This is a genomic window from Mesorhizobium sp. M1273, from assembly GCF_040318195.1.
Classification (GTDB): Bacteria; Pseudomonadota; Alphaproteobacteria; order Rhizobiales; family Rhizobiaceae; genus Mesorhizobium.
Genome location: NZ_JAMYLV010000018.1, coordinates 1 through 14,146, shown reverse-complemented (window position 1 = coordinate 14,146; position 14,146 = coordinate 1). Strand labels below are relative to the sequence as shown.

The window sequence follows — 14,146 nt, the reverse complement described above, 5'->3', positions numbered from 1 at the left end:
CGCTATCAGAGCCAATGGCGGCTAGTATATACCTCCCAGGTGGTATATTTCGTCTATTTTCTCGTCTGGAGGGGTATGAATTGGGCGTTTCACGCGCCGATGAATACAGCCGGCTCGCTGCGCTCATCGCAGCGACGCGGGAGACGAGCGGCGAGCTTTTCGGCAAGGCGATGGTCGCCTGGCTCCGCCAGCATGTCAGCTTCGATCATTGCGTGATCTTCGGCTATCGCGGCGCCTCACGCCCGCCGCTGCTGTTCGAGACATTCTCGCCGGCCGAAAGCCACGTCTTCGTTGCGCTCTATCAGGAAGGGCCTTATCTGCTCGATCCGTTCCACCATGCGGCAGTCGAGCGCAAGGAAGGCTTTTGGCGCATGCGCGAATTGGCGCCGGATCGCTTCTATGCCAGCGAATATTACCGCTCCTATTACAGCCAGACCAGGCTTGCGGAGGAGGTCGGCTTTTTCGTGCCGCTGCCGGGAAAGGACGCGCTGGTGGTCTCGCTAATGCGATTGCGCGCTTCGGGGCCGTTCGGAACCGCCGATGCCAGGTTGCTGCGCGACATGGCGCCTGCGGTGATCAGCCTCGTCAGGCTACGCTGGCCTACCCTTCCGGCTGACGGACCGGTTGGGACGAAGCAAGACGAGGCGATTACTCCGGTCAGTGAGTTCGAACGTGCTCACATCTGGAAGAGCCTTTCGCTCACGCCGCGCGAACAGCATGTCGTCGATCTGGTGCTTCAGGGCCATTCCACGGAATCGATTGCCAGGGCGATGCGCATCGTGCCGGGAACCGTAAAAGTTCATCGCCGCAACATTTACCGCAAGCTCAAGATAAAGTCGCAGGCGGGTCTGTTCGCGCGTTTTGTCGAGATCATGGACGCACGGATTCGGTAGTCCCAAGTTCAGCCGGCAGCGCCGTCCCAGGAACCGGTTTCGGCCATTTGCCTCAGCCGGGGTGCCACTCGAAAGACATCCTTGCCGGTCTGCTGGTGCCAGTGATCCAGCCGCCGGATGATCTTGTCCACGCCTTCGAGGCTCGCCCAGAACATCGGCCCGCCCTTGCCGACCGGGAAGCCGTAGCCGTTGACCCAGACGACGTCGATATCGGAGGCGCGGGCGGCAATCTTTTCCTTGAGGATTTTGGCGCCCTCGTTGATCATCGGATAGAGCGTCCGCTCGATGATCTCCTCGGCGCCGATCGCGCGCGGTGCAACACCGCGCTCGGCAGCCTTGTTGCGGATCAGCGCCTCGACATCGGGATCGGGCAGCGGCGTGCGCGAACCGCCTTCATAGCGATAGAAGCCGCTGCCGGTCTTCTGGCCGAAATGTCCCTGTTCGCACAACGCATCGGCGATCACGGCCGTCTGGCCACGCGCCTTGCGGTTGCGCCAGCCTATGTCCAGGCCGGCGAGATCGCTCATCTCGAACGGCCCCATCGGCCAGCCGAAATCGGTGAACACCTGGTCGACCTGGCGCGGCATTGCGCCTTCCAGCAGAAGCGTCTCCAGTTCCGCACCGCGCGCCGCCAGCATGCGGTTGCCGACGAAGCCGTGGCAGACGCCGACGACGACCGGCACCTTGCCGATCCGCCGTGCCAGATCGACGATGGTCGCCAGCACGTCGGGCGAAGTCTTTTCGGCGCGGACGATTTCCAAAAGCTTCATGACGTTAGCCGGCGAAAAGAAATGCATGCCGAGGAGATCTTGCGGCCGCGACGTCGACGCGGCGATTTCGTTGACGTCGAGATAGGAGGTGTTGGTGGCGAGGATCGTGCCCGGCTTGGCCACGGCATCGAGCCTGCCGAAAACATCCTTCTTGACCGCCATCTCCTCGAACACGGCCTCGACGATCAGGTCGCAATCGGCAAGATCGGCATAGTCGGTGGAACCCTTGAACAACCCAAGCCGTTGGCGCTTGGCGTCTTCGCTCAGCGAGCCGCGGATGACGGAAACGGCATAATTCTTGTTGATCGTCGCCAGCCCGCGCTGCAAGGCCTCGTGTGTCGCTTCCAGCAAGGTCACGGGGACGCCGCCGTTGGCGAACGCCATGGCGATGCCGCCGCCCATCGTGCCGGCGCCGATGACGCCGACCCGGGCGATCTTGCGCCTGACGACGTCCTTGCCGGCAATCTTTGCCGCCTCACGTTCAGCGAAGAACAAATGCCGCTGCGCGCGTGATTGGCCCCCGGCGACAAGCTTGACGAACAGGTCGCGCTCCGCCGCCAGCGCTTCGTCGCAGGGCAGCGTCAGGGCGTTGCGGACCGACTGCGCACAGGCGATCGGCGCCTCGAGGCCGCGTGCTTTGCCGGCAAGCACTGCCGCTTCCTTGTCGAACGCCGGCAAGTCGGCCGGGTCGAGGCGATCATTGCGGTCGCGCACTGGCGTGAACGGACCGCCTTTCGCGGCCGTTTCGTTGGCGAAACTCACCGCTTGCGCGGTCAGGTCGCCATCGAAGACGGCATCCACCAGGCCGGCGGCGAGCGCCTCGGCCGCACCGATCGGCGTTCCCGAAACGATCATGCTGAGTGCCTTCAGCGGACCAACCAGGCGCGGCAGGCGAACCGTGCCGCCGCCGCCCGGCAGCAGGCCGAGCTTGACTTCCGGCAGGCCGAGCCTTGCCGTTCGGTCGGCAACACGGAAATGGCAGCCGAGCGCCAGTTCCAGGCCGCCGCCGAGCGCAGTGCCGTGAATGGCCGCGACCGTCGGCTTGGCGATGGTTTCCAGCATCGCGACTAGGGCGCCCAGGTCCGGTTGCCGCGCCGGCTTGCCGAATTCGGTGATGTCGGCGCCGGCGACGAAGGTCCGCCCGGCGCATGCTATCACGATTGCTCGGACCGACGGCTCGTCGCGCAGGGAAACGAGCGCCTGCATCAGCGGCTCGCGCACATGGAAGCTCAGCGCGTTGACCGGCGGATTGTCGATGCTCACCACCGCGACGTTGCCGTGCCTTGTAGTGCTGACGAAATCGGACACGCAAACCTCACGCAATGATGTTGGCCAATAGCGCGACGGGATTTACAGCGCTGGCATGCGGATGGGAACCACGTGTTTTGCAGGCCGGATCGATATCCCTTCGCCGCCGGGTGGCCTTGCTTTAGCGCAGCGCCTTCTGCCCGCCGGCGGCGGTGATGACGCCGACGATGATCAGCCCTGTCAGCACCAGGCGGACGCCGACGCTGACGCCGAATGTGTTGAGCATGGTCAACAGCAGCACCAGGAACAGCGCCGCGCCCCAGACCCCCGGCACATTGGCCTTGCCGCCCGCCACCGACGTGCCGCCGATGACGACGACCGCGATCGAGGCCAGCAGATACTCATTGCCGATATCGACATTGGCGCCGCGGAAATAGCCGGCGAGCAGTGCGCCGTCGAGGCCGCCGAGCGCGCCCGACAGCGTGTAGGTGAGGAAGCGGGTGCGGCCGACATTGACGCCGGCCAGCCAGGCAGCGCGGATGTTCTGGCCGATCGCCAGCACCGAGCGGCCGTAGATCATGCGCTGCAAAACGATGCCGGCGCCGATGGTGAACAGAACGGTGAGGATCGCCAGCACCGGGATGCCGAACACCTGCCAGTTGGTGAAGTCGGCAAAGCCCGGCGGCGGCTTGATCTGCAGGCCCCGCCCATAGCTGATATCGACCGACTGGATGACGAAGCTGGCCGACAGCGTCGCGATGATCGGTGGAATGCGCAGCGCCCAGATCAGCAGGTAGTTGACGGCGCCGATCGCCATGCCGCAGGCAAGCGCGGCCAGCAGGCCGACCGCGATCATCGCATCATTGCCGTCCATGACCTTCATGGCGACGGCGCTGGCAAGGCCGATATTGGCCGGCAGCGACAGGTCGACATTGCCCGGCCCGAGCGTGATGACGAACATCTGCCCGACGCCGACGATGACCGTGAAGACGGCGAGCGACAGCGCCGCCGTGATCATGCCGCCGCCACCATAGCCGCCGGTGAAGGCGATGGTCGCCAGCCACACCAGCAGTGCCCCGAAGAACGACCAGATCCAAGGTCTGGCGAGCAGTGTCCGCAGCGATGCCATGCTCACCTCTCCCTGCGGCTGATCAGCACCCGCGCCGCCAGCACGATGATCAGGATGGCGCCGTTGGCGGCGACCTGCCAGTCGGGCGGAATGTGCATGAACGTCAAGAGGGGCGATGCCGCCAGCGCCAGCGTCAACGCGCCGATGACGGCGCCGATCGGCGACACCCGGCCGCCGACGAATTCGCCGCCGCCGAGAATGACGCCGGCGATCGAAAGCAGCGTGTAGCCATTGCCGATATTGGCATCGGCCGAGGTGGTGATGCCGATCAGCGCCATGCCGGACAAAACGCCGAACAGGCCGGTCAGCGCAAACAGCGCGATCTTGGTGCGCAGCAGCGACCAGCCGGCGCGATTGAGTGCGGCTGAATTGCCGCCCGATCCACGCAGGATGACGCCGTAGGAGGTGCGCATCAGGCCAAAATGGACGACGGCCGCGATCAGCAATGCCGCGATGATCGGGAACGGAATGAAGGGTGGCTTGAAGGCCATCAGCGTCAGCAGCCAGTCCGGCGCCTTGCCGCCGGGCTTGGGCAGGATCAGGATGGCCATGCCCTGCCAGACAAAACTCATGCCGAGCGTCACCACGATAGAGGGCAGGTTGCGCAGATGGATCAGCGCGCCGAGCAGCGCGTAGACGCCGATCGACCCGAGCAGGATCACGACGCCGAGCAGCGGCGCGTCCTTCAGCCATGTCGCCGTCACGCAGCCGACGAAGCCGACAAAGGTGCCAATCGACAGATCGAGCTCGTTGCCGGCGATGACGAACATCTGCGCGATCGTCGCCAGAGCGATCGGGATCGCCAGATTGAGCATCAGGCTGAAGCCGAAATAGCTGATGGCGCGCGGGTTGAGCCAGGCGATGGCGATGAGCACCAGCGCCAGCGACAGTGCCGGCAGCAGGCTGCGCAGCATGCGCGCCCGCCTCGTGGCGCGAGCCGAAGATTTTAGCCCATTCTCGACGGATACCGCTGTCATCTCAGGCCGCATCGCCGAACGACGACTGGATGATCTTTTCCTCTGTCAGTTCGTCGCGACGAAGGTTGGCGACGATCCGGCCGTTCTTGAACACATAGATGTGGTCGCAATTGTCGAGCTCTTCGGTTTCGGTGGTGTACCAGAGGAAAGTGCGGCCATGGCGAGCCTCCTCGCGCACCAGGTCGTAGACTTCGAGCTTGGTGCCGATGTCGACGCCGCGCATCGGATCGTCCATCAGCACGATCTTGGCGTCGGAGCCGAGCGCCCGCGCGAACAGCGCCTTCTGCTGGTTGCCGCCGGACAGCGAGAAGATGTTGTTGTTCATGTCGGGCGTACGGATGCCGATTTTCCGCTGCCACAACTCGGCGAGCTCGGCTTCGCGCTGCGGCGAGATCAGGAGGCCGTTGCGCAATCGCGCCAGCGAACGGATGCCAATGTTCTCGGCAATCGACCATTGCGGAAAAATCCCGTCCGACTGGCGGTCGCCGGCAACCAGCGCCACCGGCGCGGTGACCTCGATGCCGGTCTTGGCACGGGAAGCCGCAGCAAAGATAGCCAGCAAAAGATCGGTCTGCCCATGCCCGGCAAGTCCGGCAAGGCCGATGATCTCACCGGCACGGGCGACGAGCTCGTTGCCGTCCTGCTGTCGCGCCGGGCGCGCCCGGACCCGCAGCGGACCGGGCTCCGGCTTGCCGCTCGCAATCTCTGCGGCGGTCTTCTCGCGCGCCTCCGCTCCGCCCATCGCCGTCACCAGCCTGTCGCGGTCGAAGGCGTCGGCCTGCCCGGCGGAGACCACTTTGCCGTCGCGCATCACCACGATCCGGTCGGCATTTCCGAGCACTTCGCCCAACACATGCGAGATCAGGATGCAGCTCTTGCCGGCGGCGATGAAGCGGCGCACGAACGCCAGCAGCTGGCCGGCGGTATGCGCGTCGAGCGAGGATGTCGGCTCGTCGAGGATAACCAGCTCGAGCGGCTCCTGCGTGACCGTGAAGGCGCGCGCCACCTCCACCATCTGCCTGCTGGTGATGGAAAGATCACCGACGATATCGGATGCCGAGATGCTGTGGCCGGGGAAGATCTCGTCGAGCTTGGCGGCGATCAGATCGGCTGCCTTGCGCCGCCAGCCGAAGCCATGCAGCGACGCGTGGTTGATCCGCGTGTTCTCGGCGACGCTGAGGTTCGGGCAGAGCGACAGCTCCTGGAACACACAGCGTATGCCGAGCTGCTGCGCGCGCGGCACCGAATAACTTGCCTCGACACCGCCGCGGACCGCGATCTGCCCGCTGTCGGGGGCAAGCGTGCCCGCCACCATATGCATGAGCGTCGATTTTCCGGCGCCGTTATGGCCGACGAGACCGACGCATTCTCCGGCACGAACGCTGAAATCGACACCGGCGAGCGCCCTGACGGCGCCGAAATGTTTTTCGGCTCCATCCAGTCTTATGATGTCCAAACTGACGGCGCCGAAAAGCTTTTCGGCGCCGTCCGGCATGATGATGTCTGCATTGGCCTCGGGCATCCCTCAACGATACCCGGTTGTCCGTGGCGGCAACAATAGTGCCATGCTCACTTGATGTTGGCCTTGATCGCCGCGATGGCGTCTTCCTGCGTGTATTCGTGGCTGGCGACGCCGCCCTTCGGAATCTTCGGCAGCGCGGCCTCGAAATCGTCCTGGGTGAAGGCAAGATAGGGCACCAGCAGGTCGTGCGGCACGTCGGTGCGGCCGTCGAGCACCTGCTGCGCCACCCAGAAGGCAAGCGTCGATACGCCCGGTGCTATCGATGCCGACCAGGTCTTGTAACCGTCCTTTTCCTTCTGCTCCTTCCACCACTGCAACTCGTCCTGGCGATTGCCCATGATGATGGTCGGGCGTGGCTTGCCGGCGGCGGCGAAAGCCTGCGCCGCGCCGTAGCCGTCACCGCCCTGGTCGACGACCCCGACAACATCCGGCAGCGAAGGCAGGATCGTCGCTACGGCTTTCTGTGCCGTGGTCTGGTCCCAGTCGCCGGTCACCGAGCCGACGATCTTGAACTCGGGATGGGCAGCGACGCCTTCGAGGATGCCGGCATGGATGGCATCGTCGATCGAAGTGCCGGCGAGGCCGCGGATTTCCAGCAGGTTGCCGCCCTTGGGCTGGAACTTGGCCATCTGCTCGACTTCCTGCTTGCCCATGTCCTTGAAGTCGACGACGACGCGGTAGGCGCAGGGTTCGGTGACGATACCGTCGAAGGAAACGACGACGATGCCGGCGTCGCAGGCCTGCTTGATGGCGCCGTTGAGCGCATCCGGAGACGCCGCGTTGATGACGATCGCGTCATAGCCCTGCAGGATCAGGTTCTGCACCTGGGCTGCTTGCGTCGGCACTTCCTTGTCGGCCGTCGTGAAGACGTCCGCGGCGCCGACCACCTTGTCGGCAACCGCCTTCTTGGTAACGATGGCGTAGCTGTCCAGCATCGCCTGCCGCCAGGAATTGCCGGCGTAATTGTTGGAGAAGGCGATTTTCTTGCCGCTGGTATCGGCAAGCGCGGTACCTGCGGCGAGCATCGCCGCAAGAGCCCCCAAAGCGAATATTTTCCTCATGTCATACTCCTCCCGTGAGTTGCTGTCTTACTGGTGGTTAATGGCTGGCTCGTGGGTATTGGCTGATACGCTCACAATCTTGTTTTTTATCTATTATCAGACAAATGCAGATAGGCGGCAAGCTGTCAACATCAAACCATGGCCGGCGATCAACTTGCGGTGCAATCATTGAAACCGGTTCGACTCCTGGTCTAGGGATGGCACTGGAGACCGATTTGGATGGCGACGAACCTTGCCCCGGGTGCACCCGGCATTCCGGCACGCTGGACCTCGAGCGCCAAGAGCGGCGTCGGCACCGCGCTCTCGCCGGCCTGCCCGATCTGGTTCACCATCAGCCACGGTATCCTCAACGAGATCTACTACCCGCGCCTCGATAGCGCATGCACCCGCGATCTGGGGCTGATCGTCACCGGACCCGACGGCTATTTCTCGGAAGAAAAACGCGACGCCGAACACAGTATCGAACCCCTGGCGGACGGGGTGCCTGCCTACCGGCTGGTCAACACCGCAAGCGATGGAACCTACAGGATCGAAAAGCGCATCCTAACGGATCCGGAACGTCCCGTCTTGCTGCAGGAGATTATGTTCACGCCGCTCAAAGGCGCGGCCGCCGACTACCGCGTCTACGCGCTGCTGGCACCGCACCTCGTCAACGCCGGCATGGGCAACACCGCCTGGATCGACGACCATGAAGGACAGCCTGTCCTGTTTGCATCGGGACGCGGCACCTGCCTGGCGCTCGCCTCGTCGCTGCCGTGGAAGGCGTGCTCGACCGGCTATGTCGGCGTCTCCGACGGCTGGCAGCAGCTTCGTCAAGGCGGCCGGCTCGATCCGGCCTGCCGCAGGGCCGAGGACGGCAATGTCGCGCTGACCGGCGAGATCGCCTTTTCGGCCGCAAACCCAAAAACATTGCTGGCGCTCGCCTTCGGCACGACGCCGCAACAGGCGGCGGAAACCGCTTTCGCCAGCCTGAGGCAAGGTTTTGAGCCCGCAGCCGGATCCTACGTCGACAAATGGCGCAAATGGCAGGCCGGATTGCTGCCGCTGGACCGGCATGCGGCGTCCGGCCTCAACAGCTACCGCCTCAGCACGGCGGTGCTGGCGACACACCGGTCGTCCGCCGGAGCAGCCGTTGCCAGCCTGTCGATCCCGTGGGGCTTCAACAAGGGCGACGACGATCTCGGCGGCTATCACCTGGTCTGGCCGCGCGATCTGGTCGAAACCGCCGGCGGCTTCCTCGCCGCCGGCGACCCGGCGGAAGCCTTGCGCATCCTTGGCTATCTGCGCTCGATCCAGCAGCCGGACGGCCATTGGCCGCAGAACGCCTGGCTCGACGGATCGGACTATTGGCCGGGCATCCAGATGGACGAATGCGCCTTCCCGCTGCTGCTTGCCGACGCACTGCGCCGCGCCGGCCATTTGCCGCCTGCCGCACTCTCCTCCTTCATGCCGATGATCGAGCGCGCTACCGCCTATGTCGTGCGCAACGGCCCGGTCACCGGCGAGGACCGTTGGGAAGAAGACGCCGGCTACAGCCCGTTCACGCTTGCCGTCGAGATCGCCGCATTGCTGGCGGCTGCCGACATCTTCGATACCGCCGGCAAAACAGAGCCGGCAAACTATCTGCGCGAAACCGCCGATGTCTGGAACGATCAGATCGAGCGCTGGACCTACGTCGCCGGCACCGCCGCATGCGAGCAAGCCAGCGTCGAAGGCTACTATGTCCGCATCGCCCCGCCCGACAAAGCCGGCGCGGCATCGCCGAAAGACGGCTACGTCCCGATCAAGAACCGCCCGCCGGCCGATACGGACCGGCCGGCCAAGGCGATCGTCAGCCCGGATGCGCTGGCGCTGGTCCGCTTCGGCCTCAGGGCGGCCGACGATCCGCGCATCCTCGACACGGTCAAGGTCATCGACGCGCAATTGCGCTGCGAGCTGCCGCAGGGCCCGCTCTGGTACCGCTACAATGGCGACGGCTATGGCGAGCATGCCGACGGCGCGCCCTTCGATGGAACCGGCCGGGGCCGGCCCTGGCCGCTGCTGGTCGGCGAGCGCGCTCATTACGAGTTGGCGGCAGGCCGCAGGGATAGTGCGGCAAGCCTGCTCAGGACGTTCGAGAACTCTGCCGGACCGGGCGGCCTGCTACCGGAGCAGGTCTGGGACGGTCCCGACATGCCGGAGCGCGAATTGCGGCATGGCGGGCCCTCCGGCAGCGCCAAGCCGCTGGTCTGGGCGCATTCCGAGCACATCAAGCTGCTGCGGTCGCTGCGCGACGGCACGGTGTTCGACATGCCGCCGCAAGGCGTCAAGCGCTATATCGAGGGCAGGACGGTGTCGCGCTTCAGGGCATGGCGCTTCAACCACAAGATCCGTACCATCCCGGCAGGCAAGGCGCTGCGCATCGAACTTCTGGCCCGGGCGGTGGTTCATTGGAGCAGCGACAATTGGGCAACCGTCCATGACACCGAGACCACCGCGAATGCTTTCGGCATCCATCTTGCGGAATTGCAGGTTGCCGAGATTGCTCCAGGCAATAGCCCGGGCAATAGCATTGTCTTCACTTTCTTCTGGCCCGATAGCGGCCATTGGGAGAATGCTGACTTTTCTGTCGGCATCGGCGATACAGGATAGAGCATGACCCCGCAAAGTGGAGACCGGTTTTCGGACAAGATCATGCTTCAATCACGGCGCCACTAGATCATCGATCCCTCAAGTAAGGCAGGACGAGACCATGCAGATAGGAATGATGGGACTGGGCCGGATGGGCGCCAACATGGTTCGGCGCCTGCTGCGCGATGGCCACGAATGCGTCGTCTACGATATTAACCCGGCGAGCGTCGCCGCGCTTGTGAGCGCCGGCGCGGTCGGAGCCGCCTCGATGGAGGAGTTCGTCGGCAAGCTGGCGAAGCCGCGCAGCGCCTGGCTGATGCTGCCTGCGGCGATCACCGGCAAGATCGTCGACCAGGTGGCTGCCCTGATGGAGCCGGGCGACATCATCATAGACGGCGGCAATTCCTATTATCACGAGGCCGTCGACCACGCCGCGCGCCTCGCCTTGAAAGGCTTGAGCTATGTCGATGTCGGCACCAGCGGCGGCGTCTGGGGCCTCGAGCGCGGCTACTGCCTGATGATCGGCGGCCCCGACAGCGCGGTCCAGCATCTCGATCCGGTCTTCGCAACGCTGGCGCCGGGCGCCGACGCCGCTTCGCCCGCTCCTGCCAAGGATGCCGGAACCTCGCCCTTCGGCTATCTTCACTGCGGACCAAGCGGCGCCGGCCATTTCGTCAAGATGGTCCATAACGGTATCGAATATGGCGTTATGGCCGCCTATGCCGAAGGCATGAACATCCTGAAGTCGGCGAATGCCGGCAAACGGCAGCGCACCGCCGATGCCGAAACCAGCCCGCTGGAAAACCCGCAATATTACCAGTTCGACATCGACATCGCTGAAGTGGCCGAGGTCTGGCGGCACGGCAGCGTCATCGGCTCGTGGCTGCTCGACCTGACGGCCGGCGTACTGAAGGCCGATTCGTCGTTGACGCAGTTCGGCGGGCGGGTCTCGGATTCCGGCGAAGGCCGCTGGACGCTGAAGGCGGCGATCGACACCGGCGTGCCGGCGCCGGTGCTGTCCTCGGCGCTGTTCGACAGGTTCTCCTCGCAAGGCGAATCCGAATTCGCCGACAAGCTTCTGTCCGCCATGCGCTATGCCTTTGGCGGCCATGTCGAAAAACCCAAGGCCGGCTCGTGACGGGCGACAGGGAGGCACGCCCATGAGCCAGGAACGATCGGACACGCTGGTGCTTTTCGGCGCCACCGGCGATCTCGCCCACAAGAAGATCTTCCCCGCCCTTTACGCCATGGTGGCCAAAGGGACGCTGAACGAGCCGGTGATCGGCGTCGCCTTCGATCCGTGGGACCTCGCCAAGCTGCAGGCGCGCGCCCGCGACGGCATCGTCAACGCCTTGGGCAGCATCGACGACAAGATCTTTGCCAGGCTTGCATCGCTGCTGCGCTATGTCAGCGGCGACTATCGGGCGCCTGCGACCTTCGAGAAGCTGAAGACCGCGCTCGGCGGCGCTGAGCGGCCGCTGCACTATCTGGCGGTGCCGCCGGCGATGTTCGAGGTGGTCGTCCAGGGGCTGGAGCAGTCGGGCGCCGCCCAGGGCGCGCGCCTGATGGTGGAAAAGCCGTTCGGCCACGATCTGCAATCGGCGCGCTGGCTTAACCGGGTGCTGCATCTGGTTTTCGACGAAAAGTCGATCTTCCGCATCGACCATTATCTCGGCAAGGAGGCGATCCAGAATCTGCTCTATTTCCGTTTCGCCAATTCCTTCCTCGAGCCGATCTGGAACCGCAATTACGTCGAGAGCGTGCAGATCACCATGGCCGAGGATTTCGGCGTCGAGGGCCGCGGCCGCTTCTATGACGAGGTCGGCTGCATTCGCGACGTCATCGAAAACCATCTGCTCAACATCCTCTTGCTGCTCGCCATGGAACCGCCGGTCGGCCGCTCGGCCGACGATCTCATCGACGAGAAGGTGCAGGTCCTGCGGGCGATCCGGACGCTGACCAGGGACGATGTGGTGCGCGGGCAGTTCGACGGCTATCTCAACGAGCCGGGCGTGGCGCCGAACTCGCCGGTCGAGACCTTCGCGGCGGTGCGCTTTTTCGTCGATACCTGGCGCTGGCAGGATGTGCCGTTCTTCATTCGCGCCGGCAAATCCCTGCCGGTGCACGCCACCGAGGTCATCGTGCAACTGAAGCGGCCGCCGCTCGACGTCTTCGATCCGATCAAGCCCGGCGACTGCAATCACGTGCGCTTCCGCATCGATCCTCAGGTGGCGATCTCGATCGGAGCCCGGCGCAAGGCGCCCGGCGATGACATGGTCGGTGAGCAGGTCGAGCTCACCGCGCTGGACGATTCGAAGGGCGACATGCCGCCTTATGAGCGGTTGATCGGCGACGCCATGAACGGCAACGGCCAGCTGTTCACCCGCCAGGACGCCAGCGAGCTCGCCTGGCGCATCGTCGGCCCGGTGCTCGGCGACACCACGCCGCCCCCTGTCTACGCGCCAAAGACATGGGGGCCGGCCGAAGCCATGGCTGGATTCGGGCCGCCGAACGGCTGGATCAATCCGGCGAAATGATTTCTGGGAGGCGAAGGCGATGGCCAAGGCGGTGAGGCACCCGGCATCGGAGGAAGAAAAGATCGTGCTTGCGATAGATATCGGCGGCTCGCACGTCAAGATCCGCACCAGTGCCGGCGGCGACGAGCGCAAGACCGTTTCCGGACCGGAGCTTACGCCGCAGCAGATGGTCGCGGCGGTGAAGACGCTCGCCGAAGGGCTGCACTACGATGTCGTCTCGATGGGCTATCCGGGCCCGGTGCACCACAACCGCCCACTGACCGAACCCGCCAATCTCGGCAAGGGCTGGGTCGGCTGCGATTTCGCCGCCGAGTTCGGCAAACCGGTCAAGGTCGTTAACGATGCGCTCATGCAGGCCATCGGCAGTTATGAGGGCGGCCGCATGCTGTTCCTTGGCCTCGGCACCGGCCTTGGGGCCGCGATGATCGTCGATAACGTTGCCCAGCCGATGGAGCTTGCCCATCTTCCCTACAAGAAGCGCGGCAGTTTCGAAGACTACGTCGGCGAACGCGGCCTGCAAAAGCGCGGCAAGAAGAAATGGCGCAAACACGTCTTCGACATGGTCGACCGGCTTCGCGCCGCCATGCAGCCGGACTACGTGGTCATCGGCGGCGGCAATGTCGACGAACTCACCGACTTGCCCGCCGATTGCAGACGCGGCGACAACACACGCGCCTTCGAGGGCGGATTTCGACTATGGCGCGACAAATCCCTGATTATTTGATATTGCTGATTGTCTGATATTATCGAGCACCGGCTCAGGGTTGTTAATCCCGCGCTGCCGTTAGTATTATTATTCAAAATAATGTGTGACGTGGTGCGGCGTCATTGCATTGCGCAGATTTGCCGACTAGGAATTTCTGCGACCCCCATGGACGGAGAGATAGATTGACCGACGACAACAACAACGCTCGCAAAAATATCGACCTGCTCGAGCTGACCGCCCATATCGTGTCCGCCTATGTCGAGAAGAACCGCTTGCCGGCTTCCGGCCTCGGCGATCTCATCGCCAGCGTCAGCGCTTCCATAGGCGGCCTCGGGCAACCGGCTGTGCCGGTCGCCGCGCCGCTGACGCCTGCCGTCAATCCCAAGAAATCGGTGACGCCGGACTACATCATCTGTCTCGAGGACGGCAAGAAGTTCAAATCCTTGAAGCGCCATATCGGCGTTCATTTCGGGCTGACGCCCGACGCCTATCGCGCCAAATGGGGCCTGCCGTCGGACTACCCGATGGTCGCCCCCAACTACGCGGCCTCGCGTTCGCAGCTGGCCAAGGCGATCGGTCTCGGCCGCAAAGCCCCGCCCGCGCCCACGCCCGTCAAGGGTAGGGGCAGGAAGGCCAAGGCGACGGCCTAAAGCATCGTTCGAAGCCCTGCAAACGCAAGCCTCGAAGATTGGC

The 14,146-nt window shown here is 64.4% G+C and carries 11 protein-coding genes; 6 read left to right on the top strand and 5 right to left on the bottom strand.

Going from position 1 to position 14,146, the window contains the following annotated elements:
• The first annotated feature begins 80 nt into the window (after positions 1-80).
• Positions 81-893, top strand: coding sequence for a response regulator transcription factor (locus tag NKH30_RS19470; protein ID WP_352996650.1), 813 nt, complete (start codon positions 81-83; stop codon positions 891-893).
• Positions 894-901: 8 nt separating this feature from the next.
• Here the strand turns inward: NKH30_RS19470 and NKH30_RS19465 are convergent, their stop codons facing one another.
• The 5 genes from NKH30_RS19465 to NKH30_RS19445 form a co-directional block, all read right to left on the bottom strand.
• The gene (locus NKH30_RS19465) at positions 902-2,971 is read right to left on the bottom strand and encodes a 3-hydroxyacyl-CoA dehydrogenase NAD-binding domain-containing protein (RefSeq protein WP_352996648.1); all 2,070 of its coding nucleotides are present in this window, start codon (positions 2,969-2,971) and stop codon (positions 902-904) included.
• A 121-nt stretch (positions 2,972-3,092) separates the two neighbouring features.
• Positions 3,093-4,040 (bottom strand): ABC transporter permease, encoded by a 948-nt coding sequence (locus NKH30_RS19460; protein WP_023678189.1) that lies wholly within the window; start codon positions 4,038-4,040, stop codon positions 3,093-3,095.
• A gap of 2 nt (positions 4,041-4,042) precedes the next feature.
• Positions 4,043-5,017 (bottom strand): ABC transporter permease, encoded by a 975-nt coding sequence (locus tag NKH30_RS19455; RefSeq protein ID WP_352996646.1) that lies wholly within the window; start codon positions 5,015-5,017, stop codon positions 4,043-4,045.
• Between the two features lies 1 nt (position 5,018).
• Complete coding sequence (locus NKH30_RS19450) at positions 5,019-6,512, bottom strand: sugar ABC transporter ATP-binding protein (RefSeq protein ID WP_352996680.1); 1,494 nt, start codon at positions 6,510-6,512, stop codon at positions 5,019-5,021.
• Positions 6,513-6,586: 74 nt separating this feature from the next.
• Positions 6,587-7,600, bottom strand: coding sequence for an ABC transporter substrate-binding protein (locus NKH30_RS19445; protein WP_352481006.1), 1,014 nt, complete (start codon positions 7,598-7,600; stop codon positions 6,587-6,589).
• Between the two features lie 219 nt (positions 7,601-7,819).
• Here NKH30_RS19445 and NKH30_RS19440 point away from each other — a divergent pair, with 219 nt between their 5' ends.
• From NKH30_RS19440 to NKH30_RS19420, 5 genes are all read left to right on the top strand, one after another.
• On the top strand, positions 7,820-10,231 hold the full coding sequence (locus NKH30_RS19440) for a glucan 1,4-alpha-glucosidase (protein ID WP_352996644.1): 2,412 nt from the start codon (positions 7,820-7,822) through the stop codon (positions 10,229-10,231).
• A gap of 100 nt (positions 10,232-10,331) precedes the next feature.
• Positions 10,332-11,348 carry a phosphogluconate dehydrogenase (NAD(+)-dependent, decarboxylating) gene (gene gnd, locus NKH30_RS19435; RefSeq protein ID WP_352817372.1) on the top strand — a complete coding sequence of 339 codons (1,017 nt, stop codon included), beginning with the start codon at positions 10,332-10,334 and terminating at the stop codon, positions 11,346-11,348.
• 22 nt (positions 11,349-11,370) lie between these two features.
• Positions 11,371-12,747: a glucose-6-phosphate dehydrogenase gene (gene zwf / locus NKH30_RS19430; RefSeq protein WP_352996642.1), complete on the top strand. Its 1,377-nt coding sequence runs from the start codon at positions 11,371-11,373 to the stop codon at positions 12,745-12,747.
• 19 nt (positions 12,748-12,766) lie between these two features.
• Positions 12,767-13,471 (top strand): ROK family protein, encoded by a 705-nt coding sequence (locus NKH30_RS19425; RefSeq protein ID WP_352996640.1) that lies wholly within the window; start codon positions 12,767-12,769, stop codon positions 13,469-13,471.
• A 164-nt stretch (positions 13,472-13,635) separates the two neighbouring features.
• A complete protein-coding gene (locus NKH30_RS19420; RefSeq protein ID WP_352613172.1) occupies positions 13,636-14,103 on the top strand; it encodes a Ros/MucR family transcriptional regulator in 468 nt (155 codons plus the stop codon).
• Positions 14,104-14,146: the final 43 nt, after the last annotated feature.

Bases quoted from the DNA above. Each gene is read 5' to 3' on its own strand.
- NKH30_RS19460 (WP_023678189.1), bottom strand. From the start codon at position 4,040: ATGGCATCGCTGCGGACACTGCTCGCCAGACCTTGGATCTGGTCGTTC.
- gnd (WP_352817372.1), top strand. From the start codon at position 10,332: ATGCAGATAGGAATGATGGGACTGGGCCGGATGGGCGCCAACATGGTT.
- NKH30_RS19445 (WP_352481006.1), bottom strand. From the start codon at position 7,600: ATGAGGAAAATATTCGCTTTGGGGGCTCTTGCGGCGATGCTCGCCGCA.
- NKH30_RS19455 (WP_352996646.1), bottom strand. From the start codon at position 5,017: ATGACAGCGGTATCCGTCGAGAATGGGCTAAAATCTTCGGCTCGCGCC.
- NKH30_RS19440 (WP_352996644.1), top strand. From the start codon at position 7,820: ATGGCGACGAACCTTGCCCCGGGTGCACCCGGCATTCCGGCACGCTGG.
- NKH30_RS19425 (WP_352996640.1), top strand. From the start codon at position 12,767: ATGGCCAAGGCGGTGAGGCACCCGGCATCGGAGGAAGAAAAGATCGTG.
- NKH30_RS19450 (WP_352996680.1), bottom strand. From the start codon at position 6,512: ATGCCGGACGGCGCCGAAAAGCTTTTCGGCGCCGTCAGTTTGGACATC.
- zwf (WP_352996642.1), top strand. From the start codon at position 11,371: ATGAGCCAGGAACGATCGGACACGCTGGTGCTTTTCGGCGCCACCGGC.